Genomic DNA, 25081 nt, shown 5'->3' on the forward strand with positions numbered 1-25081 from the left:
TCGTGCCAGTTAAAGTGCGTAAATATAGGAATAAATGATTTCGACGGATAATTTTTTTTATCCACCCGAAAGGCACTGATTTTCAGTGAAATCGACGATTGAAAACCTCTGAAAAAATAAGGGCTTTTTGAGCATCAAAATCCACCATCAATGGGTGCTTTCCGGAACGTACGTCCCTGAACTGTTCTACAATCTCGGCTACCTGTTCCGCAGGCAACTGGTCGGGGGGATGTTGCTGGTGGGATGTTGTAGAAAAGGGTGTTGCTGATAACGAAGATAGTGATTTCTTTTTGCCGGCCAAATGTTTTTTCGATTTTTCTCTCTTTTCGGTCAAAAAGTCCTTGTGCTCCTGATGGATTTCGAGCTTGGAGGGCTTCTTTTTAGGTGCCGCTACGGATTCTTTAACAGGTCTAATTTCCTTTTTCCGGACTTGTTTCCCCTGCATCAGATCTTCGAGCATTTTCCGTACATCCTGTTCAGTTTCTGATTCCGGGAGTGTTGTTTTTTCGGAGACAGTTTGGCCGGCTCGCTTCCTTTTTGCTTTCGCCACTCCGCCGATGATGCTAAAGAGGAACCAAAGCACCCCAATGATAATATAGATATAGTCTCCGATATCCATCAGTGTCTTTTTTGCTTATTGTTCCGGAGTGCTTTCTTCTTACTTCTCTTCATTCTTCTCCTGGTTTTCTTGGTTTGCAATCGTTTATGATGCTCCTTGACGGCTTTTTTTTGCGATTTCTCAAGTTTTCGCTGCTCTTTCCACTTTTTCTTGTCCTTCTTTCTCATCTCCCGCCGGCTATCAGGACTTTTCGGCTTCTTGTCGCCTCCTCCATCTCCTCCGTCCTGCGCCAGAAGTGGCATCGCCAGAATCATGACCAGCCAGATCAGACATACTCTGAGGATACGCATCAATCAAAGTTAACGAATTCGCAGGAGGTGCCGAAAATTTTTATTTGGTAATTTTGTTGTAGCGTTATGTTTTTCAGATTCCGTACTTGTTTATGGCTGATTGTTCCACTGCTTCTTCTGTCGTGCCGGCGGGAGAAGCCCAGTATTCCGTATATCTACGTGGATTTTTACGTCAACATTACCGATCCCAATTTCAGCGCTCTGAATGCGGTCTCAGGCTATGTGTACGTCACCGGAGGTTCCAAAGGCATTATCCTATACAGAAAAGGAGCCAACGAATTCATGGCCTATGACCGGCATTGTCCTTATGATCCTGATGCATCCTGCAGCAGGTGTGTGGTAGAGACTTCCGGGTTACTGGTAAAAGACGATTGCTGCGGTTCTGTTTATTTGATAACCGACGGCAGCCCTTCCTCCGGCCCGGGCACTTCATCCGATCCTCTGCTTCAATACCATACAACATTTGATGGCATGAACATCCACGTTACAAATTAAAAACGGGGCATGCGCCCCGTTTACCTTTCATTTGTACAATGATCAATACCGGTAATATTCCGGTTTAAAGGGTCCCTCTTTTTTCACGCCGATATATCCAGCCTGCTTTTCCGTGAGGGTATCAATTTCCACTCCGATCTTTTTCAAATGCAGACGGGCCACTTTTTCATCCAGCGCTTTGGGAAGGGTGTACACCTTGTTCTCGTATTTTCCGTGGTTCTTCCAAAGTTCAAGCTGAGCGAGCGTCTGATTCGTAAAGGAATTACTCATTACAAAAGAAGGGTGACCCATGGCACAGCCCAGATTAACGAGTCTTCCTTCAGCAAGTACGATGATATCCTTTCCGTTCACCGTATATTTATCCACCTGAGGTTTGATCTCCTCACGGGAATTTCCGAACCTGGTATTAAGCCATGCCATATCAATCTCATTATCAAAGTGGCCGATATTACAAACAACCGCGTTATGTTTCATTGAGAGAAAATGGCGGTCGCAGATAATATCACAGTTTCCCGTTGCGGTTACAATAATGTCCGCTTCCTTCACCGCGTCATCAATCTTTTTCACCTCATAGCCCTCCATGGCGGCCTGCAAGGCACAGATTGGATCAATTTCGGTTACGATCACTCTCACCTTGGCTTCCTTCAATGATTCCGCGGATCCCTTCCCGACATCGCCGAAGCCTGCCACTACAGCTACTTTCCCGGCCAACATCAAATCGGTAGCCCGTCGAATGGCATCCACCAGTGACTCGCGGCATCCGTATTTGTTATCGAATTTTGATTTGGTTACGGAATCGTTCACATTGATTGCCGGCATCGGCAGTGTACCTTTCTCCATGCGTTCATACAGTCGGTGAACGCCTGTAGTGGTTTCTTCTGAAAGTCCTTTGATACCTTTAATAAGTTCAGGGTATTTGTCGAGGACCATATTGGTGAGATCACCACCGTCATCGAGGATCATATTCAGCGGCTGTCGGTCTTTGCCGAAGAACAATGTTTGTTCAATACACCAGTCAAACTCCTCAGCATTCATTCCTTTCCACGCATAAACCGCAATACCGGCCTTTGCGATCGCGGCGGCCGCATGATCCTGCGTTGAGAAAATATTACAAGAACTCCAGGTGACCTCTGCTCCGAGTTCTGCCAGCGTTTCGATCAGCACTGCTGTCTGAATAGTCATATGAAGACATCCGGCAATGCGAGCTCCTTTCAGGGGTTTTTCCTTTCCGAATTCTTCACGCAATGCCATGAGTCCGGGCATCTCCTGCTCGGCAAGACGGATTTCCTTTCTACCCCATTCCGCCAGGGAGATATCTTTAACTTTATACGGAACGAAAGTGTCTGTTTTTGTGTTTGTTGCCATTGATTGTTGTTTTCTAGAAGTTTAAAAACGGAGGTCAAAATTACTGAATCGAACTCAGTCGGACAAAAAACTAAGTTTCTGAAATCCAATGAGATAAAAATAAAAAACCCCTTCTAAGAGGGGTTTAGAAAGATGAAACGCGCTGGTATCAGGGCCAAATATAGTTTCCGGACTTGTCGATATAGCCGAAACTGAAGCCAGGCTTGAGGTCGCCGGATTTAACCTTTGCAAGTCCGCCCTGAAAGGACGACATATAGTCAAAACTTTTTGCGATAACCACCTTTCCGGATTTATCAATATAGTTCCACTTAGGGTTTTTGGTATCGAGTGTAGTTGAAACACAGGCAAGACCATCTTTAAAGTGATCTGCTCCATAGAACTGATAATCGATTACAAGCTTCCCGGTTTTGTCAATGTAGCCAAACTTCCCTGTTTTAAAATCTCCTTTGCGAACCAGTGCCAGACCATCGGAGAATGTATAAGCCCGATCAAACTGGAAATCAATAACGACCTTCCCTGTTTTATCGATGAATCCCCATTTCCCTGTTGCTTCATCACCCTTCCGGACGTTTGCCATTCCCTGAGAAAAATCGAAGGTTTCATCATAGATAAAATCAACCACCGCTTTACCGGATTTATCAATGAATCCCCACTTTTTTCCTTTTTGAACCCGGGCGAGTCCCTCTGAGAAATAATAAGCTCCGTCGTATTCTGCTTTGATTACGATGTTGCCCGATTTGTCCACGAATCCGTATTTATTGGCAGAATACACACGGGCAAGACCTTCGGTAAAACGGTAGGCAAAATCAAACTTAAAATCAATAACTACCTTTCCTGTTTTGTCCACATAGCCCCATTTTCCACCCTTTTTTACGGCGCATAAGCCTTCGGAGAAATACTCAGATACCTTATCAAATTCAGCTTTGACTACCAATTTACCAGAAACATCCACGAATCCGCGTTTGCCCCCGGAGGTAATACTTCCCATTCCTTCAGAAAATTTCTCGGCAAATTCATATGCCGGGGCGATAACTACTTTGCCAGATTTGTTGATGTATCCCCACTTTCCCTTTTCCTGAACAGGGAAGAGTGCGTCCTGGGCAAACAGGGAGGCTAAAAAATTCCAGCTAAGAATAGCAACAATCAGGATAGATACTCTTTTCATTTTCAGAACAATTAGAAGACGTAAATATGCATATTTTTTTAGATCGTTTGCGTGATTAAGTTTGCATGATTTTCAACAGGTGTTCATTACCTGCGTATTTTAGCAAAAAGCTGTAATTGAAGCTTCTGAGTGATATTTTCGATGACGGTACGTCGCGAATAGGAATCTGGGAATCCGAAACCGGCAACGGGGAAGGATCGCTGCAGAATGGTATGCGCGGGAGCGGAGCTTCATCTCAGGTGTTGAGCTGTCTGCGTATGTTCCCCGGTTTGGAGAACAGTTACATAGTATACGACAAGAACGGAAAGCCTTACTTGAATGAGTCAACCCGGGGCAAGATATCCCTGAGTCATTCACACGGAATGCTTGCGATCATACATGACCGGAAATCGGAAACCGGTATAGATCTGGAAAAAGTAGGAGACAAGGTGATCAGGATCCGGCATAAATTTCTGCATCCTGACGAGCTGAGTGCATGCGGTGCGCAACCGGATGCCCGCGCTCTTCATATTTACTGGGGAGCAAAGGAAGCGCTGTATAAATGCTACGGAAAAAGAAGTTTGCACTTTTCTGAAAATCTCCGGGTAGAGGCATTCACTACCGAAACCGAAGGCGAAGTAAGGGGTGAAATCCGTGTTGCCGGGATCAGCAGAATAAAAAAACTGTATTATCGCTTCATGGGTCACTACTTGCTGGTGTATATTCGCAATTCATGAAGCCTGTGCCTTTTCTTTCGCATCTGGAGCGCTATCGCAAACAAAAAAAATGCGGGGTACTGGTATTAATTGATCCTGACAAAGCGAAGCCGGAAGAACTGAAGAGGCGCATTCTGCCCGGGGTGATGGCCTATCTTGTGGGTGGTTCTGTTATTACATCCGGCCGTATTGAAAAAACCATTCGTGCACTACGTCAATTGACCAACCGGCCCATCTTTCTTTTTCCAGGGCATTCCATTCAGACTGCAGAAGGAGCGGACGGCATTCTTCTTCCATCGCTTATCTCGGGAAGAAACCCGGATTACCTGATCGGGCAGCATGTTCATGCGGCCTTTGCCATTGAGCGAAGCGGAATGGAAGTGATTCCTGCCGGTTATATCCTTTGCGGGGGGGCGCGCGTATCCGGAACGCAGTACATCACTCAAACGTTACCAGTTCCATCCGACAAACCGGAACTCGTGATGGCCACGGCCCTTGCGGGCATACAATTAGGAATGAAAGTTATCTACCTTGAAGCCGGAAGCGGGCAGGATGCCCCCCCGGATAAAAAACTGGTGAAAGAAGTGGCACAGAGAATACAGGTACCTCTCATAGCAGGGGGCGGCATCCGAACCGCGTCCGGAATCAGCCAGCTGAAAAACGCCGGTGCCAGTGCGGTGGTTATTGGGAACATTCTTGAAACACATCCTGGTCTTCTCAGGGATTTTCTAAAAGCTGCCGATGACTGATCTTAAGCTCATCGTCATTACTTCTTCCGATAAAAAGGAGGATGAGGCCGGGCACATCACCCGAATGCTGGAAATGGGGCTTCCCACCCTTCACATGAGAAAACCCAAGCTTTCCACCGGCGAGCTGCGCGCGCTGATCCGTGAGATACCTTCTCACTTTCATTCGCGCATAATCATTCATTCTCATCATAATCTGGTACGGGAATTTGACCTTAAGGGCATTCATGTTACCCGGTTGCATAAAAAACGCTGGCTCCGTTTATGGCTGAATGAAAAACTATTCCGCTTCAAAGGTAAAATACCGGAACGCAGCTGTTCCTTCCGTAAGCTCGCCTCCTTATACGAAGAAAAGGATCCCTATACCCACGTTTTTCTCAGCCCGGTTTTTGATTCGCTCAGCGGAAGTCTTCAGAGCGGATTCAATGAGTTTAGTCTGCGGGCTGCGCTTGCGAAAACCCCCTACAAAGTGATCGCCCGCGGAGGCATCGAACTGGAAAAACTGGAAAAAGTAGCAGAACTTGGATTTGCGGGACTTGCATTTTATTCTGCGATATGGAAGAAGAAAAATCCTGCTGAAGCCTTCGAGAAAATTCTCCGAAGAGGTAAGGAGTTAGAAATCCGCTTTATTTAACCCTGGAAAGTCCGGCCTGCGCCTTCTGATCCAGACTTTGCTTGTACTGGTGATCAGAATAGGAAAGACACTTCCTATAATAGTAGGCTGCCATCTTCTTATTGCCCTGCGATTCCCATAACAGGCCGAGCATCAAAGCCGAGTTTGGAGCAAAATATCCTTGATCGGATGGTACTGTTTGCTGAATGACCCAGTCATAGGAATCCATTGCCTTGCTGATTTCGCCCATCTTTTCCTGAATCCGGGCCAAACGGTATACGGCCTCCATGCGGTGGAGCCTTTGCGGGAGGTCTCTGGAAGGAACGATTGCGAGTAAGGCTTTACGGGCTTCTTTATAGAACCCTCCGTCGAAATACAATCGGGCCAGCAGCAAAACAGGATGAGGGATTTCTCCGGTACTATGCTCACGCGTAGCCTGCCTGTCCTCATCAACAATGGTAGAGCCAGTAGCGGTAAGTTTATTCATGTACCTGGAGTAACCGGAAGTATCTCCGTTCACAAGATAAGACCATGCCAGCTTATGCAATGCTGATCGCCGGAACGTATGACCGTTAAAATGCTCCAGGTAATCCCGAAAATGTTTTCTGCAAAGGGTGTCGTTTTTATACAACAGGCACAGACCTTTCAGGTATCCGAGATAATGAAAAGAGAAATCCTCCTTTCCGGGAGAATAGGAATTCAGCAAGGGGAGTGCCTCTCTGCTACTCCCGCTCCGGATCAGAAGACTGGCACAGGCATAGATTCCGAGTGGCGTATTTCCCGATCTCCCCTCCCACTTCCGGATAATCTCTTCACGAAAAGCATCATCGGGATACAGGTTCAGGGAAATAAAAGAAAGATAGAACAGCGTCTCCTCTTGCAGCCAGGCATATACACTGTCGGTATCAGCACGCTCCAGTACCTCACATAATTCTCTGTATCCCTCGCTGACATTGCCCTGTAATCCCTTGAGCTCTGTGATCCATCGGTATTTTTCCGGCATGGAACCCAACAAACAACGGAGGAGTCCCATACTTTTCCGGGAAGGAAGGAAACCGGGGAAGTTTTTCAGATTTTGTTCCAACAATTTATATGCTTTGGCTATTTCCTTTGCAGCTGTTAGGTGCTCGCCAAATTTCATTCGCGCGAATGCCCATTGCAGTAATGTTTCGGCCTTGCAGTGCAGCGGCCAGGGCGACAACTTGTCTTCCCCGGCAGAAAACTGTTTCAAACGCTCCCTGCCATTTCGTTCTGCCTGAATAAAATGATACCGATCTTCTCCGATGGCGCACGAAAGAAAATCGATATAATTCTCCAGCAACAACCATACGCGGTTCGTTGGATCTTTCTGCTTTCCGTCACCTATCAGTTCCGAGGCTTTCCGGAAGTGCAAATTCATGATCTCCCCCATTGCTGCGGCTTCCTTCCGATCAAAATGATATCCGGCGGATAAATGAAGTGAGATACAGAACGCCAGAATTCCCGGCAGAAGACTCCTCATGTGTCAAAAATAAGAAAGGGATCGCGCGCGATCCCTTTAAGCCCATTGAATTTGTTTCAGATCAATCCTTCACCAAAACACCATCTTCCGCACCTACCAGCGAGGGATCTACCAGCAATCTTCCACAATGTTCGCAAACGATAATTTTTTTGCTCGCTTTAATGTCCAACTGTCGCTGAGGGGGAATTTTATTGAAGCATCCGCCGCATGCATCACGCTGAACCGGTACAACTGCCAGACCATTCTTGGCATTTTTACGTATACGTGTATAGGCATTGAAAAGCCGGTCCTCCAGCATCTTCTCCGCTGTTTTTGATTTCTTCACCAATTCCTGTTCTTCCTTCTCAGTTTCTGCGATAATCTCATCGAGTTCTGCCTTTTTTGCCTTGAGATCCTTCTTCTTTTCCTTGAGCTCCTCGTTCGCCAGTTCAATTACTTCATTCTTGGCGATAATCTGTGCTTTTGCCTCTTTAATCCGTTTATCGGAGAGCTGGATCTCCAGGTTTTGGAATTCAATTTCTTTGGTGAGTGAATCATACTCACGGTTATTGCGCACTTTGCTTTGCTGCGATTCATATTTCTTTATCGCTGCAGCTGCTTCCTTCATTGAGTTCTTACGATCTGAAATACTGGTCTCCAGTGCCTTCAGCTCCTCATTCATATTATTAATGCGCGTTTCAAGACCCGTTACCACGTCCTCCAGGTCGCATACCTCCAGAGGGAGCTCACCACGAATCGTCCGAATCTTGTCGATGGAGGAGTCTATGTTCTGAATATTGAACAGTGCCCTCAGTTTATCGGCTACTGCCACATCTGCTTTATCGTTCTTGTCTTTTGCCATGTTCAGAAATAATTGACCGGATTTGTTTGAATTTTAGAAAAATGGATGGCAAATTTAGGAAATTTCTTCCTTATCGCCTCGTAAAACAACTCAGTTGTAAACTGTTCACTTTCAGCATGTCCCACGTCGGCCAATACCAATCGCCCCTCTGCGAGGAAGAAGTCATGATATTTTAAATCCCCGGTGATGAACACATCAGCCCCGGCCCGAACGGCATCGGGTATTAAAAAGGCACCGGAACCTCCGCAGAGGGCCACCTTCTTTATGGGCCGGTCAAGAAACGGGCTATGCCTTATGATACCCGTTCCGAAAATGGCCCGGATCCAGTAGAACAATTTTTCTTCCGGCATTGCCACCGGTAGTTCCCCTATGAGTCCTGCACCCGTTTGCGGAAGGGCATTTAAAAGGGGAAAGATATCAAAAGCAACTTCTTCATAAGGATGTACATGCAGCAGTTCCTGAACCACCTCCGCTTCCTTCCATTGCGGAAGCACCACCTCTATCCGCTTTTCTTTTTCAAGGTGTCTTTGTCCTTTTTTTCCCACGAAGGGGTTGGTTAACTCATTCCCCCGGAAAGACCCTGTACCCATAACGCTGAAACTGCATTCCGAATAATTTCCGATGTGGCCTGCACCGGCTTTAAACAAAGCATTCAATACTTCAGACACCCGGGCCTGGGGGCAAAACGTAACGAGCTTACGCAGTTCGCCCCGGCGTGGAGCCAGAACTTTCACTTTACGAAGCCCGAGCTTCTCTGCAATCTTTCCGTTCACCCCATGAAGAACATTATCCAGACTGGTATGGCAGGCATAGATGGCTATATCCTTTTTCACGGCGAGGACGATTATTCGCTCCACTTCATTTCGTCCGGTGAGACCTTTCAATGGTTTGAAAATGACCGGATGATGGACAATCACAAGGTTGCATTTTTTCCGCTGTGCTTCCTTAATTACCCCTTCTGTACAATCGAGTGCCAGCAGAATGCCTTTCACTTCCGCAGCAGGGTCGCCACACTGTAATCCGCAGTTATCATAACTTTCCTGAAGCACCGGGGGTGCCAGTTGTTCCATAAGCTGGATGATCGCGTTCAGTTTCATCAATGTAGTTTTGCCAAAAATAATCATTCGAACGGGTTGGAAGCCTTTATCTTTGTCCTCCGCCACAATGAAAAAACCTGACACCACCAGTTGGATCCTGCTTTTAATACTATCCTGTATTTGGGGCAGTTCATTCATACTGATGAAATTGGGAATGGAGGTGTTTCCGGATGACGCGGTGGCTGCCCTGCGACTGAGCTTCGCGTTTCTCTTTGTACTTCCTTTTTGGTTTTTCCGGTTTCGTAAGGAACATTTCAAACACTGGCCGGCACTTATGGTTTCCGGTGTGTTCGGGAATCTATTTCCGGCGTTTCTTTTCACCTTCGCGGAAACGCAGGTGAGCAGTGTACAGGCGGGAATGCTGAATTCCTTCACACCTCTGGCTACACTGGTGCTGGGAAGCATTTTCTGGAATGTAAAAGCCGGCAAGGAAGGTATACTGGGAGTACTTCTCGGACTTTGCGGTGCCTGCGGACTCTTTTTATTCGGTGAAGGGGAAGATAACAGCCGCTGGATTTATTCCGCCGCCGTGATACTGGCCACCCTGATGTATGGTCTTTCTGTGAACGTGATCCGCCAGTACCTTTCGGAGCTGGACCCGCTTACAATCACCATGTGGTCTATGACCTTTTGCGGGCTACCCGGCCTGATCTACGTACTAACAGGTGACACAATAGCCATCCTGGCAGAAAATGAGCATGCCGGACGCAGCCTCTTTTTCATTGGGATCCTGGGGGTAATCGGCTCTGCGGTAAGCGTGATCCTCTTTAACCGGCTCATTCAGAGATCCACGGCGCTCTTCGCCTCCTCGGTGACTTATCTTATTCCGGTTGTTTCGCTCCTGCTGGGTCTTACCTATAATGAAAGCGTGAGTACAGGCCAGGTGTGTTCTATGGGATTGATTCTCAGTGGGATATGGGTAATTAATAAAAGGAAATGAGGTTTGGCTGGCTGCCAAACATTTGCTACCTTCGCAACCCCGAATTCGGGGATTTAATAAACCCTTATTAATCAATAACATTATGTACGCCATTGTAGACATAGCCGGGCAACAATTTAAGGTTCAGAAGAACCAAAGAGTGCTGGTGCACCGCCTGGAGGCTATCGAGGGTTCGCAGATTGAGTTCGACCGCGTATTGCTGGTTGATAACGACGGCAAGATTGCCGTAGGCAAACCACTCGTTGACGGTTACAAAGTAGCCGCGAAAGTTCTCGGACACGTTCGCGGAGAGAAAGTGATCGTATTCAAGAAGAAAAGAAGAAAAGGCTATGCCGTTAAAAACGGGCATCGTCAGGATCTTTCAGAGATCCTGGTTCAGGCGATCCTTGCAAAGGGAGAGACTTTCAAAGCGGAAGAAACGGAAGTAAAAAAGCCGAAGACAAAGGCCGTTACGAAGGCAGAGCCGGCCGATGAAACAGAAACGGTTGCAGAGAAAAAAGCGCCGGCAAAAAAGACTGCTGCAAAAACAACCAAGAAGAAATAAACAATAAAATCCCAACGCCATGGCACATAAGAAAGGTGAAGGTAAAGTAAAGAACGGACGCGATTCGAACGCGAAACGACTTGGCATTAAGATCTTCGGAGGACAACCTGCGCTGAGTGGTAATATTATCGTCCGTCAGAGAGGCACGCGTCATAACCCGGGAAAAAATGTAGGAATGGGCAAGGATTTCACTCTTTTCGCACTGACCGACGGTATTGTTGAATTCAGAAAGAAGAAAGACAACCGTTCATACGTTTCCATCATTCCCGTAGAAACCAAGTAAACCGTTTCCAGGTATTAAAGGATCTCCCGGTTTGTCAGGTCGGGAGATTTTTTTTTGATACTTCTCAGTCTTTAACTTTGAATATTCCAATCGTATGCTTCAGATACAACTGATCCGAGAACAGAAAGACCTGGTGATTCAAAAACTCGCCGTTAAGAATTTTGACGCTTCAAAGCGGGTAGATGAAATCCTGAACATTGACCAGGAGCGGCGCAGTACACAGCAGGAACTCGAAGCTCTGAAAGCGGAAGCGAACCGGCTTGCAAAATCCGTCGGTGACTTATTTAAGTCCGGCAAGAAAGCGGAAGCCGAAGAGTTGAAGAACAAGAGTATCGCACTAAAGGAAACAGAAAAAAAGCTGGAGTTAGTGTTATCGCAAATGGAGAGAAGGCAACACGATTTGCTCGTACAGCTACCAAATATTCCTTCGGACCAGGTGAGACCGGGCAAAACCCCGGCAGACAATGAGGTTGTGGAACAGTCAGGTAACATTCCGGAATTACCCGGTGATGCGAAACCGCACTGGGAGCTGGCAACGAAATACGATCTGATCGATTTTGAATTGGGAGTAAAACTCACCGGTGCCGGATTTCCGGTGTACAAAGGACACGGAGCCAGGCTGCAGAGAGCGCTATTGAATTTCTTTCTTGACAATGCTACCCGGGAAGGCTACCGTGAAATACAACCGCCTGTACTGGTTAACGCAGATTCCGGATACGGAACCGGCCAGCTTCCCGACAAGGAAGGGCAAATGTACCATGTGCAGGAGGATGATTTGTACCTCATCCCTACTGCGGAAGTTCCCATCACAAATATATACAGAGACGTTATTCTTAAGGCTTCAGATCTTCCCATCCGGAATTGCGGTTACACTCCCTGTTTCAGGAGAGAAGCCGGAAGTTATGGAAAGGATGTGCGGGGCTTGAACCGTTTACACCAATTCGACAAAGTGGAGATCGTACAGATTGCCCATCCTTCCGAAAGCTACACAATACTGGAAGAGATGAGAAATTACGTAACCGGTCTTTTAAAACAGCTTGAGCTGCCATTCCGAGTGCTCCGGCTTTGCGGAGGAGATATGAGTTTCGCCTCTGCGCAAACGTACGACATGGAAGTGTACAGTGCCGCTCAAAAAAAATGGCTGGAGGTTAGTTCTGTTTCCAACTTTGAAACCTTTCAGAGTCATAGAATGAAGCTGCGCTTCAAAGATGAGCAAGGAAAAACCCAACCCGCCCATACATTGAACGGGAGCGCTCTTGCCTTCCCTCGTATAGTGGCCGCATTGCTGGAAAATAACCAGAGTGAAAACGGTATCCGGATTCCTAAGGCGCTGGTACCTTATACAGGCTTTGACCGAATTCAATAAACATGAAAACCGTACTTCTCAGCTCCCTGCTTATCGTTACGCTTTTTTTGATGCCGTCATGCGGCGGCGATCTTTATCAAACGGAGATCAGGACCATAGACAGTCTGCTCACAGCACTGGATAGTGCAGAAAAAGCATTTTGGACTATTGACTCCGCAGCAGCGCGCACAGCCTATGCCGACGTAAATAAGGACCTCGGACATTTAACGAATCTGATCCAGGACACGCTGGAGAAAAACGAAGCTCTTTTGCTCTCCAGATACAGGGGTATACGAAAGCCACTGCGGGAGTATCTTCTTAAGCAAACTGTGATGAAAAAGGAGATTACCATAACACGCAAGCAGCTTGAGGATCTCCGCCACGACCTTGACAAGGAATTACTTACAAAGGAAAACGCCCAGCTGCATTTCACCAAAGAATCAGGGTTGGCCCGTCTTTTGATCAATTCACTCTATATCAGTACTGAGTCTGTGGACATTTTCCTTCGCCGTTATGCGGAGGTGAACCCTTCGATTGATTCACTCGTACAAGTAAAAGAGCAGCAGCTTCAGAAGAAAACAATCCCTTGAAACACGGTTTACTGTTATTATTCATTCTTATTTGCTCTTCCGGTTTTAGTCAGACGGGCAACGACGAACTGCTGGCAGCACAGTACTACCAGAACAAGGAATATGACAAAGCGCTGATCTACTACGAAAAGCTTTACCAGAAAAAGGACAATCAGGCATATTACAAATACTACGTTGACTGTCTCATTGAAACCAAGGCATATAAAGAAGCAGAAAAAGTTATCCGGAAAAGAATTAAGGCAGAACCGGGCTCGCTGTACTATTATGTTGACTTAGGGTTGGTCTATCTGCGCGCCGGCGAGGAAACCAAAGCTAAAGAACAATTCGAGAAAGCAATTTCCCAGCTCAGTGAGGAAAACAATCAGGTTTTTGTGGTTGCCAAATCCTTTCTGGCCATCCGCGAATACGATCTGGCAATAAAAACGTATGAAAAAGGAAGAAAACTCATGAAGGGATCTTACCCCTTCAATTTCGAGATTGCCCAGGTGTACGGCCAAAAAGGAGAATACCCTTCCATGATCGGAGAAATCCTGGATGTACTGCTGATTAATATATCGTATAAGCAGAGTGTGGAAGACGCTTTGGCTCCCTTTCTGGAAGACGGCACCGGAAACAAACGCGTAGATCTTGTTCGCACCGAACTACTTAAACGAACGCAGAAATTCCCGGATAAAATCATTTTTTCTGAAATGCTCATCTGGCTTCTCATACAGCAGCGGGAATTCGAAGCCGCATTCACTCAGGTTAAGGCACTTGATAAACGGTTAAAGGAAGAAGGGCAGCGGGTCATGGAGTTGGGAACAGTGTGTGCGGGAAATGAGATGTATGAAACAGCCATCCATTGTTACCAGTATGTACTCAACAAAGGAAACAATGGGAGTTTTTATATCGCCGCCCGGCAGGAGTTACTGAATGTAATGTATAAAAAAGTTGTAGGAAGGAATGACTATACCCCTGCAGATCTGATGGAGTTGGAAAAGAATTATCAGATTGCTCTGGAAGAACTTGGGAAGAGTTCCGCCACCATTTTTCTGATCAGGAACCTGGCACACATTCAGGCTTTTTACCTGAACAAACTGGACGAACCGATCAGCTTACTGAATGATGCACTGATGATGGGTGGTCTCACTCCCGGTGCTGAGGCGGAATGTAAACTGGAGCTGGCCGACATTCTTCTGCTCAAAGGTGAGATATGGGACGCCTCCCTGATGTATTCACAGGTGGAAAAAGCCATGAAACACGATGTGCTGGGACATGAAGCAAAATACCGCAATGCCCGTCTCTCATACTACATCGGAGATTTTAAATGGGCACAGGCCCAGCTCGATGCATTGAAAGGTGCTACCTCTAAACTCATTTCGAACGACGCCATGGATCTGAGTCTGCTGATAAGCGATAATTCCACTCTTGACACCAACCTGGTGCCCCTGATAATGTTCGCACGTGCTGATTTGCTTTTTTTCCGAAACAACTTTGATCTCTCTCTGAGCACCCTTGACTCTATCCGCACATTATTTCCCGGCCATATGCTTACTGATGAGATCTTGTTTAAAAAATACCAGATCGCCATGCGCCGGGGAAAATGGCAGGAGGCCGCCGGATTTTTACAGTTAATACTGAAAGATCATTCTTTTGATATTTACGCGGATGATGCGTGCTTTAAACTCGGTGATCTGTATGAACACCAGTTATACGATCCTGACAAAGCAAGAGAATATTATGAACAGGTGCTTCTCAAATTTCCAAACAGTCTGTTCTCCGTGGAAGCCCGCAAAAGATACCGCCGTCTCCGCGGCGACGGAATGAACTGACACGCATGATTATTTACAACGTCACGATCAATATTGAAGAATCCGTTCACGATGAATGGCTTCATTGGATGAAGGAACACCATATCCCTGCCGTGATGGCAACCGGCTATTTTCTGGAAAACAGGTTTTGCCGGGTTCTGGTGGAAGAAGAAAGCGGAAAAACATATTCCGTACAGTATACCTGCGCAACGATGGCAGATCTGGAAGAATATCGTTTAAAGGAGGCCCCGCGCCTTCAACAAGAGCACCTGGAACGATTCAAGGATAAATTCGTGGCGTTCAGAACGCTGCTCGAGATCGTTTCAAAATGACCGAAAAAGTAAGGCCTAAAAAACATCTTGGTCAGCATTTTCTCAAGGATAAAACTATTGCGAAAAAAATTGCCGACTGCCTGCAACTGCATGAACAGCGTCCGTACGTGCTGGAAATTGGACCCGGTACCGGCGTGCTGACGGAATATCTATTACAGTGTCGCGGTGTTGATCTGAAAGTAGCAGAGATAGATCCGGATTCCATTTCCCATCTCAATAAACATTTCCCTGCACTGGAGGGTCGAATCCTGGAAGGAGACTTTCTCCAGATGGACATTAAGAAGATGTTTCCGGATGAATTCGCCGTTATCGGTAATTTCCCATACAACATTTCCAGCCAGATTCTGTTTCGTGCTTTTGATCACCGGGCCATTATCTGGCAGGTCACAGGCATGTTTCAGCGGGAAGTAGCCAGGAGGATCACCAGTCCGCACGGGAACAAGGATTACGGAATTCTCAGTGTTCTTTTCCAGGCCTTTTATCACTGTGAATATCTCTTCACTGTGAATGAAGGGGTTTTTGATCCTCCTCCGAAAGTAAAATCGGGTGTAATACGAATGATCAGAAAGGAAAATTTTAATCCGGAATGCAATGAGTTGCTTTTCCGTGAAGTAGTAAAAGCTGCGTTTAATCAGCGCAGAAAAACGCTGCGCAATGCGCTGAGCCGGCTTTGTGGTTCATACGGTTTCAGCGCTGCCGGATTGCCTTTCAGTGACCTGCGGGCAGAGCAACTGTCCTGGGAAGAATTCCTTGAGTTAACCAGAGCTATTCAGGGGAAAATCACACCATCACAATCGCTGCAGTAAACTCCGGGTATTACTGCATTGTACTTCCGGCATACCGATTTAACGAATTCATTTGCCAGGACAGCATATCCTTTTTGATGCGGGTGGTATCCATCAAGTGAGAAAAAGCCTCCACTTACAAACGTACTGTTCAGTTCAACGCCGTTCCACATAGTGCCGGACTTTAATCCTGAGAAAAAGGAATGCATATCGCACAGTGCCAACCCGTAATAAGATGCCCGCTCGTTAATCACAGAATTATAATGCTGCAGGAAAGAACGGAGCGTATTCATTTCACTGATGTCCAGCACATACCTGTCCGGTATTGGAGTGAATACTCCCATATAATTACACTTAACTGAATCCAAGGGCAATGTCAGCAGTAAGTATTCGCCTTCGATCATCTTACGGTAATTACCGGGAGAATCCGGATCGGCGATCACAAAACCATTTTGCCCGGCAACAAAATTGAACATATATCCTGTAAGCTGGTTGAGTGAATCTGCCTTTGATTGAGTAAGCTCCAACCCGTTCCAGGGAATGGTGGTATAGAAGGGAATAGCGGAAGGATCGGGAATATTCGCGATCACTCCTTTTGCACCGTTGGCACAGAGCGCTCCGAGATACTGATCGAGGTAATGCCAGAATACAGAACCCGAAGGAATAGTGAAAGACGTAGCACCGCTGCGGGCATGTTCATATATTTCTTCCATGCCGAACCACGCCGCAAAAAAAGTAGCCTGTTGCGCTACAGCATCCCCCTTCACCGTAGAATTACCGACATTGGAGGCGAACCGGTGGTAATACGGATTGGGATTTCCATTCTGCCATGAGGCAGAAAACGAAAGAGAAAAGTGATCCTGTATCCGTGCGTAGGGCACCGCCAGATTCTGAAAACTGTTTCCTGATATTCCGTCGAGATAAGGAGAAGCGAGTGACAGACCAAAGGTATCTTTCAACGGCTTGAGTGCCGATATACCCTCACAGTCCGTTTTATATCCCAGCCGCGAGGCATGTACAAAAACACCTTCCCAGGGTTTCGCATTGAGTCCTAATCCAAGATGATCTGGCATCAACGGCTGCCGGAATGATCCTCCCCCCACTTTGCTGAACTGACCGGCCATCAGCGCGCCGATAGAACGCTCCTGTCCTTTTTTCCACAATGCTCCGTCCTGGAAGCCCGTCATATAACTACCTCCCACCGCAATAAACTTCGAAAAATTCGCATCTCCTGCTGTGTACTCGGGTAATTCAAGATCCGGAGTACATGCTGCCAGCGCCCATAAAAAAAACAAGGCCGGTACAGGAAAATGCTGCCTGAGACGATGAAACATCAGAAGCCCGGAATATCAATATTGATCGCCTCGACTGATTTTATCTCCGGTACAGCACGCCGCACCGTGGCTTCAATCCCCGATTTCAGAGTCATCATGCTCATTGAACAGGACTGACAGGCGCCGGTGAGCCGGAGCAGAGCAACACCATCAGGTGTTACTTCCTCCAGTTCCACATTGCCGCCATCTGCTTCGAGATAAGGACGGATCTGTTCCAGCGCTTTTTCGACTTTCGCTTTAAGAGCTATTTGTGCTGTTTCATTCATGTTGATCGGCGGTGCTGGTTTCCTGAACATTTTCCTTCGGGCGGGCATTCAAAATAGCCAGTTGTTGTGCAATATTCCGGGCCACGCTGAGAAAAGCAAGAGACTGTGGGGTATTTTCTTGCAGCACAACGGGTCTGCCCGCATCTCCTGATTCACAAATACTTTGTATTAAAGGGATTTCGCCCAGAAATGGAATTTCCAATTGTGCAGCCAACGACTTCGCTCCTTCCTTGCCGAAAATATAATATTTGTTATGAGGAAGCTCCGCCGGTGAGAAATACGCCATGTTTTCTACCATACCGAGAACCGGCACCTTAAGCTGAGACATACGGAACATTGCAATACCTTTCCGGGCATCTGCCAGCGCCACCTGCTGAGGTGTGCTGACAATGACTACACCTGAGAGAGGTACAGACTGAACCAGTGAAAGGTGAATATCGCCCGTTCCCGGAGGAAGATCTACGATCATATAATCCAATTCACCCCAATGAACATCAGTGAACAGCTGTGTGAGTGCCCGCGTGGCCATTGGTCCGCGCCAGGGAATGGCCTGATCCGGGTCGGCAAAAAATCCGATAGACATAATCTGAATACCGTGAGCCTGCACAGGCACCATTTTATTTTTACCATCTACAGTCACCACTCCAGGTTTGTCGAACACGGCATCAAACATGATAGGAACCGACGGCCCATAAATGTCTGCGTCAACCAAACCTACCTTTGCACCCATTGAGGAGAGTGCGAGAGCCAAGTTCGCCGCTACCGTGGACTTCCCCACTCCACCCTTCCCCGAGGCAACAGCAATGATATTCTTTACAGAAGGAAGTAATGCATTCTTCCTGGAGGTAACACTGGCATCCATTTTTATGTTGATCACCGCCTGCTTATCCACATAATGAATGATTGCATTCTTTGCCGCATTATGTATCATGTCCTTCATGGGGCATGCAGGGGTTGTGAGCATAATGGTGAAAGAGACATTGCTCCCTTCCACCCGGAGGTCGCGCACCATACCAAGCGTTACAATATCCTTCTTCAGATCCGGATCCTCTACGTTACGCAGAGCCTCCAGTACTTTTTCTTTCGTGATGGCCATAATCTCATAAAGATACGATGAATTGGGCGTACTCAAAGTGAGAGTTCTGTTCCCGGATCCCAAAACAACTTATTGAATTTCAATACCTTATCCTTAGCTACTTTAATTCCTTCCGCTTTAAGCCTTCGTTGCATTTCATCCGGATCATCAAAGTGATGTTTTCCGGTAAGCATCCCATTTCTGTTCACCACGCGGTGTGCGGGTACCAGTGGTTTAGCCTGATGGGAAGCATTCATTGCCCATCCCACCATCCGGGAGCTACCGGCCGAACCGAGGTACTTTGCAATGGCTCCGTAAGTGGTTACTCTTCCTTTAGGAACGAGGCGAACCACATCATACACATCATTGAAGAAACTTCCATGCTTTTGCACGGGGTAAAGATATTGGGATATTGGGATATTGGGATATTGGGATATTGGGATATTAGGATATTAGGATACTTTTGTGGTTTAAAAAATAATTCATGGAGAAAGGTCCTATATCCCGCTTTATTGACACACACTACCGGCATTTTAACGCAGCGGCGCTGAAAGATGCAGCCATGGGTTATGAAGATCACCTGAACGCAGGTGGGAAAATGATGGTAACGCTGGCAGGCGCAATGAGCACCGGTGAACTTGGCATTTCCCTCGCCGAGATGATTCGTCAGGATAAAATTCAGATTATCTCCTGCACGGGGGCCAACCTCGAGGAAGATCTGATGAATCTGGTAGCACATAAATCCTACAAACGCGTACCACATTACCGGGATCTGACACCAAAAGATGAATGGGAACTCCTGGAGAATGGATTCAACCGTGTCACTGACACCTGCATTCCGGAGGACGAAGCCTTTCGGCGTTTGCAGAAACATATTTACAAACTCTGGAAAGAAGCCAATGACAAGGGGGAACGTTACTTCCCACACGAATTTATGTACAAAATGCTTTTAAGCGGCGTACTGGAGCAGTACTACGAGATTGATCCGAAAAACTCATGGATGCTGGCCGCCGCAGAGAAGAATCTTCCCATTGTTGTTCCGGGCTGGGAGGATTCCACTATGGGAAATATTTTTGCCTCGTATTGCATCAAAGGAGAACTGAAGTCAACCACAATGAAGAGTGGCATTGATTACATGGTATGGCTGACTGACTGGTACCGAAAAAACTCTGGCGGTAAAGGAGTGGGATTTTTCCAGATTGGAGGAGGTATTGCCGGAGACTTTCCAATATGTGTTGTTCCCATGATGTACCAGGATCTGGAATGGAAAGAAGTTCCATTCTGGAGTTATTTTTGTCAGATCTCTGATTCCACCACTTCCTACGGCTCTTATTCAGGCGCGGTGCCGAACGAAAAGATCACCTGGGGGAAGCTGGATATCAATACACCCAAGTTCATCGTGGAAAGTGATGCAACCATTGTAGCACCATTGATCTTTTCCTGGATACTGGGTTGGTGATTCTATAATCGGAACTTCACGTAAGTAATCGGAGTTCCCCTTGCAAGATATATTTTTTCATAGAAGGTCTGCACCCTGCATACCTCCGGATACTGTTCCGGCAATTTATAAAGGTCTGTTGTGTTCGCCAGCAATTCTGCCTTTTGTTCCTTAATCACATTCAGGGTGTAATGATACAGCAAGGCAGAATCTGTTTTCAGATGAATCACTGCGCCGGCCCGGAGAATTTTTCTGTACCGTTCGAGGAATAAGGGGTGCGTCAGGCGTTTTCTTGCCTTTTCTTTCTGCGGATCCGGGAATGTGATCCATATTTCTGAAACTTCATTCACAGCGAAGGCTTTGTCAATAAAGTCTATCCGTGTTCGCAGAAACGCCGCATTATTCAATCCGAGTTCCAGGGAAGTTTTCGCACCCCGCCATATTCTGTTTCCTTTAATATCTACGCCGATGAAGTTCTTCTCCGGATGTTGCATCGCCAGATCAACGGTATATTCTCCTTTGCCGCATCCCAGTTCGAGTACCACCGGGAACAGGTTTTTAAAAAAATCTGAATTCCACTTTCCCTTCAGCACAAAACTGTCTGATGCTGCCTGTCTGTAAGGCATATAATGTGCATTAGGAAAGGAATCCAGCTCGGCGAATTGCTCCAGTTTCCGATGTGCCATCTGGGTACAAATGTAAGAGTATTGATACCTTTGATACAAATGCAGAAAAAAGCTCCCCTGGTAATTATTTCTCCGCTGAACTGGGGCATGGGGCATGCTACCCGCTGTGTGCCGGTAATACAGGAATTACTAGAAGCGGGATGCAGGGTACAAATTGTAGCAGAGGGGCGAGGAGCCGACTTTCTGAGCAATGCATTTCCGCAGCTGTCTATCGAAGCTTTTCCCGGTTATGAGATCACCTACCCGGGGGAAGGCGGAAATATGATGATGCGTATGGTAAAAAACACACCGGGAATACTGAGAGGAATAAAAAAGGAAAATGAAAAATTGCAGGAATTGGTTGCCAAAACGGGGGCAGACGCTGTGATTTCAGACAACAGGTATGGTATGCACCATCCCAGGATTCCGTCCATTTTTATCACCCACCAGGTCAATATCAAAGCGCCTTTTGGAGAAAGTCTTATCGCTGTTATGAATCAGCGGTACATACGAAAATTCAACGAATGCTGGATCCCCGATGAGGCGGGGGCAGAAAACCTCAGTGGGGATCTTGGACATACCCTTCGGTTTTCTTATCACCGCAGGTATATTGGTGCCCTTTCACGATTCACTTCTTCGGGTGTAAAAAAAGAAAAAAAGTTCGATCTCACCCTCTTGCTTTCCGGGCCCGAACCACAGCGTACCGTACTGGAAAACTTACTCTATGAAGAAGTGAAAAACCAGATGCAACGCAAGCCGGAATTAAAAACAGCCTGGGTGCGTGGAATGCCGGATAAACCGGCAAGTACCTCCCACCTGCCCGGGGTAGTAATGCCTCATGCAGCGGACGAAACACTCCGGGATATTATTGAGAGCAGTACCATGATTATAGCGCGGCCCGGATATTCCACACTGATGGATCTGGAAAGACTTGGGGCAAAAGCAGCCTTCATCCCCACCCCGGGTCAAACGGAACAGGAATATCTTGGACATCGTCTGATGGATCTTGGAATCGCTCTTTGCATGAAGCAGGGAAAGATTGATCTCTCTTTCGCCATTGAATCTTCAGGAGACTATAAAGGATTTTCCGGAAAACCAGCAGGTTCGCAACTGCGGACAGCGGTCGCGGAACTATGCAGGCTTTTTCAGGGTAAAGGTGAACACTGAGCCGGCTCCTTCTGTAGACATAACCTGGATTGTTTGTCCGTGCGCTTCAATAATATGTTTTACAATGGAGAGACCGAGTCCGGTGCCACCCATTTCCCTTGACCTGCTTTTGTCAACGCGGTAGAAACGTTCAAAAAGGCGCGGCAGATGTTCCTTTGCGATCCCAATTCCGTTGTCGGATACTTCCACATGAACGATATTCCCGGCATCGTAAACCCTCAATCGGGTTTCCCCGTTTTCTTTTCCGTATTTGACGGAATTCACCACAAGGTTGACTATGACTTGCCGGATCCTGAATTTATCCGCCACAACCCATACAGACTTTGAATCCGACTCTCTGAAGGTGAGTGTTATTCTTTTGCTTCGGGCTTTGAGTTCCTGCGCATCCAAAACATCCCGTATCAGTGGAATGATATCAAACTGCTCATACTCCAGTTCCATCTCACCGGTTTCAAGCTGTGAAATCGCCTGAAGATCTTCCACGATGCTGATCATGCGGTCTACGCTCTTCTCCGCGCGCCGCAAATAATCCTGATTAACCTTTGGATCTTCCAGACCGCCTTCGAGTAAGGTCAGTATATATCCCTGAATATTAAAGATGGGAGTTTTGAGCTCATGAGACACATTTCCAAGAAATTCTTTACGATAGTTTTCCAGTTTCTTCAGCTGTTCCACCTCTGAGCGCCTGGCCTCGGAGAGTTCATCAAATTGTTTCCTGAGTGCAGCTCTTCGCCTGCCAATTAGAATAAGTGCTGCAGTCAATAATGCGGTACTGAGGATAAACAGAATATGGAAAAAATCCATGCTTAGAATTCAAACTTATACCCCACTCCTTTCACGGTCCGGATATAATCCTCTCCCAGTTTCTCCCTTACTTTCCGAACATGTACATCTATTGTCCGGTCTCCAACTATCACTTCATCGCCCCAGACCCTTTGCAGAATTTCGTCGCGGGTGAATACCTTACCCGGCTTGGACGCCAGCAAAGCCAGTAATTCAAATTCCTTACGGGGAAGCACGAGCAACGTTCCGCTTCTTGCTACGGTATACTTTTCCCTGTCAATTTTCAATTCGCCCGCTTCCAGTACAGGTCCTGATTCATTCACTTCCAGTCGCCGCAGCAAGGCTTTAACCCTGCTTAGCAGCACTTTAGGCTTGATCGGCTTATTGATATAGTCGTCGGCACCAGCATCGAAACCGGCAATCTGCGTATAGTCTTCGCTGCGCGCGGTGAGCATTGCCACCATTACTTTTTTGAGTTCCGGGATCTTGCGGATTTCCGAACACATTTCAATGCCATCCATTTCAGGCATCATAACATCTAAAATGATCAGATGCGGCATTACCTCTCTTGCCTTTTTCAGCCCTTCCACTCCGTTAGACGCTGTGAAGACCGTATAACCCTCCCTGTTCAGGTTATAGGAAATGAACTCCAGAATGTCCGGTTCATCATCCACCAACAAAATCTTATAAACTTCTGTACCGCTCATTGGGAATACGATCAAATAAAGATTCCTTAACAAAACTAAGGAGAATGTACCTGAACAATGTTAACGAAACATTAAACAGGGCTAAAAAAGTCGGGAAATCCAATAAAATAAGGCGGCCAGGCCAGCCGAAACGGGAATTGTCAATATCCACGCCCATACCAGATTCAGGGTAACCCCCCAGCGGACGGCAGATAAACGCTTTGTTGCACCTACGCCCATAATAGATCCTGTAATTGTATGGGTTGTACTTACGGGTATTTTCATATTCTCTGCCAGAAACAAGGTGAGTGCGCCGGCGGATTCCGCAGCCACGCCTTCAAATGGTGTAACTTTTGTGATACGGGTACCCATCGTTTTAACGATTTTCCATCCTCCGCTCATGGTACCCAGGCCAATGGCCGTATAACAGGCCAGCGGTACCCAGGTCGGCATCTGGTCAAAGGAGGTAATCTCCCCTCCGGCAATGAGTGCAGCAGTAATAATTCCCATCACTTTCTGCGCATCGTTGCCCCCGTGACCTATCGAAAACGCGGCAGAAGATACCAGCTGAAGACGCTTGAACCATGCAGAAGCGTGATACGTGTTTAGCGAACTGAGGAAGAGCGTAAAAACTGCCATCGTAATAATAATGAAGCCAATCAGTATCCACTTGAAATTTGCACCGTGAAATATCACTTTGAGCCAGTAACTTTCAAAATTCGCCTTTAGGTGAGAAATATCAAAGCGTTCTTTATCCGGCGAGTCGGAGGTAATCCGGTGCGACTCTGTAATTTCCGCTCTCTCATTCAGCTTTGCAATCCGCGTTGCAACAGAGTCTGTCAACTGGGGTTTCACCGTCTGTTCACCTGCCTTTTTCATGTAATTTGTCCGGCACACCCAATGTCTTCCGCTTTCGTCAGCATTTCCGGTTGAATCTAAAGCAGGTTTCAGCACCGGCGATTGCTCCTTTCCCAAAACATCTCTGAAGGTCAGGGCCTTTTTCAGGTCCTCCTTTTTCATCTTCTCAGGAAAGGAGATGCTGAGAGCCGTACCACCGTTAAAATCCTTCTTTCGTTCCAGCGAACTCCAAACCCACCAGCAAGTTCCCACAATTAAAAGCAGAGAAATAATCTTTACTCCCACCCCCTTCCGGAACGAGTTAAGAAACCAGATGGAAATAATATAGGCCATGATCATGCCGACAAGGGGTGCGAGAATAATGAAGCTGGCTATTTTAAGAACCGGTTCCGCGTGTACCGCACCAAACCCACCATGTGCCATCGCCGCTCCAGCGAATCCGCCAATGAGTGTATGGGATGAACTGGAAGGTATGCCGTACCACCAGGTGAGCAGGTTCCAGGAAATGGCCGCGATCAGCCCGCTGATGATAACAGGGAGTGTAATGAATTCTTCCTTAGCTGTTTTGGCGATCGTGTTGGCTACGCCATGATCTTTAAAAATAAAGAAAGCAAGAAAATTGAACAATGCTGCCCATAGTACCGCCTGGAAAGGTGTAAGAACCTTTGTGGATACTACGGTGGCGATGGAATTGGCCGCATCATGGAACCCATTGATGTAATCAAACACCAGGGCCAGGACAATGATGACAATGAGCAGCGTTTCCATGTTAA

Annotated in this window: 29 protein-coding genes; 14 read left to right on the top strand and 15 right to left on the bottom strand. The window is 46.9% G+C overall.

The window, feature by feature from the left end; translation table 11 throughout:
- Positions 1–82 precede the first annotated feature (82 nt).
- Both IT233_06200 and IT233_06205 read right to left on the bottom strand, forming a co-directional pair.
- Positions 83–619 (bottom strand): hypothetical protein, encoded by a 537-nt coding sequence (locus IT233_06200; GenBank protein MCC7302212.1) that lies wholly within the window; start codon positions 617–619, stop codon positions 83–85.
- The gene (locus IT233_06205; protein MCC7302213.1) at positions 619–909 is read right to left on the bottom strand and encodes a hypothetical protein; all 291 of its coding nucleotides are present in this window, start codon (positions 907–909) and stop codon (positions 619–621) included. The genes IT233_06200 and IT233_06205 overlap by 1 nt, the downstream gene beginning before the upstream one ends.
- 66 nt (positions 910–975) lie before the next feature.
- Between IT233_06205 and IT233_06210 the strand changes: the two genes are divergently transcribed.
- Positions 976–1404: a hypothetical protein gene (locus tag IT233_06210; GenBank protein MCC7302214.1), complete on the top strand. Its 429-nt coding sequence runs from the start codon at positions 976–978 to the stop codon at positions 1402–1404.
- 42 nt (positions 1405–1446) lie between these two features.
- Here IT233_06210 and IT233_06215 read toward each other — a convergent pair whose 3' ends face one another.
- Both IT233_06215 and IT233_06220 read right to left on the bottom strand, forming a co-directional pair.
- Complete coding sequence (locus IT233_06215; GenBank protein MCC7302215.1) at positions 1447–2769, bottom strand: adenosylhomocysteinase; 1323 nt, start codon at positions 2767–2769, stop codon at positions 1447–1449.
- 148 nt (positions 2770–2917) lie between these two features.
- Positions 2918–3934, bottom strand: a complete 1017-nt coding sequence (locus tag IT233_06220) for a WG repeat-containing protein (GenBank protein ID MCC7302216.1) — start codon at positions 3932–3934, stop codon at positions 2918–2920.
- A 116-nt stretch (positions 3935–4050) separates the two neighbouring features.
- Between IT233_06220 and IT233_06225 the strand changes: the two genes are divergently transcribed.
- The 3 genes from IT233_06225 to IT233_06235 are packed head-to-tail and all read left to right on the top strand — an operon-like array spanning position 4051 to position 6009.
- Entirely contained in the window at positions 4051–4650 is a 600-nt protein-coding gene (locus IT233_06225; GenBank protein ID MCC7302217.1) for a 4'-phosphopantetheinyl transferase superfamily protein, read from the top strand.
- The gene (locus IT233_06230; protein ID MCC7302218.1) at positions 4647–5378 is read left to right on the top strand and encodes a geranylgeranylglyceryl/heptaprenylglyceryl phosphate synthase; all 732 of its coding nucleotides are present in this window, start codon (positions 4647–4649) and stop codon (positions 5376–5378) included. The genes IT233_06225 and IT233_06230 overlap by 4 nt, the downstream gene beginning before the upstream one ends.
- Positions 5371–6009, top strand: a complete 639-nt coding sequence (locus IT233_06235) for a thiamine phosphate synthase (GenBank protein MCC7302219.1) — start codon at positions 5371–5373, stop codon at positions 6007–6009. Before IT233_06230 ends, IT233_06235 begins: the two co-directional genes overlap by 8 nt.
- Here the strand turns inward: IT233_06235 and IT233_06240 are convergent.
- The 3 genes from IT233_06240 to IT233_06250 all read right to left on the bottom strand — a co-directional run bounded on the left by IT233_06240 (position 6002) and on the right by IT233_06250 (position 9427).
- Positions 6002–7489, bottom strand: coding sequence for a hypothetical protein (locus IT233_06240; GenBank protein ID MCC7302220.1), 1488 nt, complete (start codon positions 7487–7489; stop codon positions 6002–6004). The two genes, IT233_06235 and IT233_06240, sit on opposite strands and share 8 nt — an antisense overlap.
- Positions 7490–7550: 61 nt before the next feature.
- Positions 7551–8330 carry a hypothetical protein gene (locus IT233_06245; GenBank protein MCC7302221.1) on the bottom strand — a complete coding sequence of 260 codons (780 nt, stop codon included), beginning with the start codon at positions 8328–8330 and terminating at the stop codon, positions 7551–7553.
- A 2-nt stretch (positions 8331–8332) separates the two neighbouring features.
- The gene (locus IT233_06250) at positions 8333–9427 is read right to left on the bottom strand and encodes a Nif3-like dinuclear metal center hexameric protein (protein MCC7302222.1); all 1095 of its coding nucleotides are present in this window, start codon (positions 9425–9427) and stop codon (positions 8333–8335) included.
- 67 nt (positions 9428–9494) lie between these two features.
- Here IT233_06250 and IT233_06255 point away from each other — a divergent pair, with 67 nt between their 5' ends.
- From IT233_06255 to rsmA, 8 genes are all read left to right on the top strand, one after another.
- Positions 9495–10367, top strand: coding sequence for a DMT family transporter (locus IT233_06255; GenBank protein ID MCC7302223.1), 873 nt, complete (start codon positions 9495–9497; stop codon positions 10365–10367).
- Between the two features lie 82 nt (positions 10368–10449).
- A complete protein-coding gene (gene rplU / locus IT233_06260) occupies positions 10450–10911 on the top strand; it encodes a 50S ribosomal protein L21 (GenBank protein MCC7302224.1) in 462 nt (153 codons plus the stop codon).
- 19 nt (positions 10912–10930) lie between these two features.
- Positions 10931–11194, top strand: coding sequence for a 50S ribosomal protein L27 (gene rpmA / locus IT233_06265; protein ID MCC7302225.1), 264 nt, complete (start codon positions 10931–10933; stop codon positions 11192–11194).
- A 94-nt stretch (positions 11195–11288) separates the two neighbouring features.
- The gene (serS, locus tag IT233_06270) at positions 11289–12560 is read left to right on the top strand and encodes a serine--tRNA ligase (protein MCC7302226.1); all 1272 of its coding nucleotides are present in this window, start codon (positions 11289–11291) and stop codon (positions 12558–12560) included.
- Positions 12561–12562: 2 nt separating this feature from the next.
- The gene (locus IT233_06275) at positions 12563–13129 is read left to right on the top strand and encodes a hypothetical protein (GenBank protein MCC7302227.1); all 567 of its coding nucleotides are present in this window, start codon (positions 12563–12565) and stop codon (positions 13127–13129) included.
- Complete coding sequence (locus IT233_06280; GenBank protein ID MCC7302228.1) at positions 13126–14940, top strand: tetratricopeptide repeat protein; 1815 nt, start codon at positions 13126–13128, stop codon at positions 14938–14940. Before IT233_06275 ends, IT233_06280 begins: the two co-directional genes overlap by 4 nt.
- 5 nt (positions 14941–14945) lie before the next feature.
- On the top strand, positions 14946–15251 hold the full coding sequence (locus tag IT233_06285; GenBank protein ID MCC7302229.1) for a DUF4286 family protein: 306 nt from the start codon (positions 14946–14948) through the stop codon (positions 15249–15251).
- Positions 15248–16057, top strand: a complete 810-nt coding sequence (gene rsmA, locus IT233_06290; protein ID MCC7302230.1) for a 16S rRNA (adenine(1518)-N(6)/adenine(1519)-N(6))-dimethyltransferase RsmA — start codon at positions 15248–15250, stop codon at positions 16055–16057. The genes IT233_06285 and rsmA overlap by 4 nt, the downstream gene beginning before the upstream one ends.
- Here rsmA and IT233_06295 read toward each other — a convergent pair.
- Genes IT233_06295 through IT233_06310 form a run of 4 tightly spaced genes read right to left on the bottom strand, consistent with a single transcriptional unit; the run spans position 16021 to position 19103 of the window.
- The gene (locus tag IT233_06295; protein ID MCC7302231.1) at positions 16021–17370 is read right to left on the bottom strand and encodes a hypothetical protein; all 1350 of its coding nucleotides are present in this window, start codon (positions 17368–17370) and stop codon (positions 16021–16023) included. The genes rsmA and IT233_06295 overlap by 37 nt on opposite strands.
- Positions 17370–17636, bottom strand: a complete 267-nt coding sequence (locus tag IT233_06300; protein MCC7302232.1) for a NifU family protein — start codon at positions 17634–17636, stop codon at positions 17370–17372. Before IT233_06300 ends, IT233_06295 begins: the two co-directional genes overlap by 1 nt.
- Complete coding sequence (locus IT233_06305) at positions 17629–18732, bottom strand: Mrp/NBP35 family ATP-binding protein (protein ID MCC7302233.1); 1104 nt, start codon at positions 18730–18732, stop codon at positions 17629–17631. Before IT233_06305 ends, IT233_06300 begins: the two co-directional genes overlap by 8 nt.
- Positions 18733–18764: 32 nt before the next feature.
- Positions 18765–19103: an MGMT family protein gene (locus tag IT233_06310; GenBank protein MCC7302234.1), complete on the bottom strand. Its 339-nt coding sequence runs from the start codon at positions 19101–19103 to the stop codon at positions 18765–18767.
- A gap of 92 nt (positions 19104–19195) precedes the next feature.
- Here IT233_06310 and IT233_06315 point away from each other — a divergent pair, with 92 nt between their 5' ends.
- Positions 19196–20170: a deoxyhypusine synthase family protein gene (locus IT233_06315; protein MCC7302235.1), complete on the top strand. Its 975-nt coding sequence runs from the start codon at positions 19196–19198 to the stop codon at positions 20168–20170.
- Between the two features lie 2 nt (positions 20171–20172).
- Here IT233_06315 and trmB read toward each other — a convergent pair whose 3' ends face one another.
- A complete protein-coding gene (gene trmB, locus IT233_06320) occupies positions 20173–20835 on the bottom strand; it encodes a tRNA (guanosine(46)-N7)-methyltransferase TrmB (protein MCC7302236.1) in 663 nt (220 codons plus the stop codon).
- 39 nt (positions 20836–20874) lie between these two features.
- On the opposite strand from trmB, the gene IT233_06325 reads away from it, so the two are divergent.
- Entirely contained in the window at positions 20875–21981 is a 1107-nt protein-coding gene (locus IT233_06325) for a glycosyltransferase (protein ID MCC7302237.1), read from the top strand.
- Here the strand turns inward: IT233_06325 and IT233_06330 are convergent.
- The 3 genes from IT233_06330 to IT233_06340 all read right to left on the bottom strand — a co-directional run bounded on the left by IT233_06330 (position 21946) and on the right by IT233_06340 (position 25076).
- Positions 21946–22785 (bottom strand): sensor histidine kinase, encoded by an 840-nt coding sequence (locus tag IT233_06330; protein MCC7302238.1) that lies wholly within the window; start codon positions 22783–22785, stop codon positions 21946–21948. The two genes, IT233_06325 and IT233_06330, sit on opposite strands and share 36 nt — an antisense overlap.
- A 2-nt stretch (positions 22786–22787) precedes the next feature.
- On the bottom strand, positions 22788–23471 hold the full coding sequence (locus IT233_06335; GenBank protein MCC7302239.1) for a response regulator transcription factor: 684 nt from the start codon (positions 23469–23471) through the stop codon (positions 22788–22790).
- A gap of 81 nt (positions 23472–23552) precedes the next feature.
- A complete protein-coding gene (locus tag IT233_06340) occupies positions 23553–25076 on the bottom strand; it encodes an inorganic phosphate transporter (GenBank protein MCC7302240.1) in 1524 nt (507 codons plus the stop codon).
- Between the last annotated feature and the right edge of the window lie 5 nt (positions 25077–25081).

It is taken from the genome of Bacteroidia bacterium, assembly GCA_020852255.1.
Classification (GTDB): Bacteria; Bacteroidota; Bacteroidia; order JADZBD01; family JADZBD01; genus JADZBD01.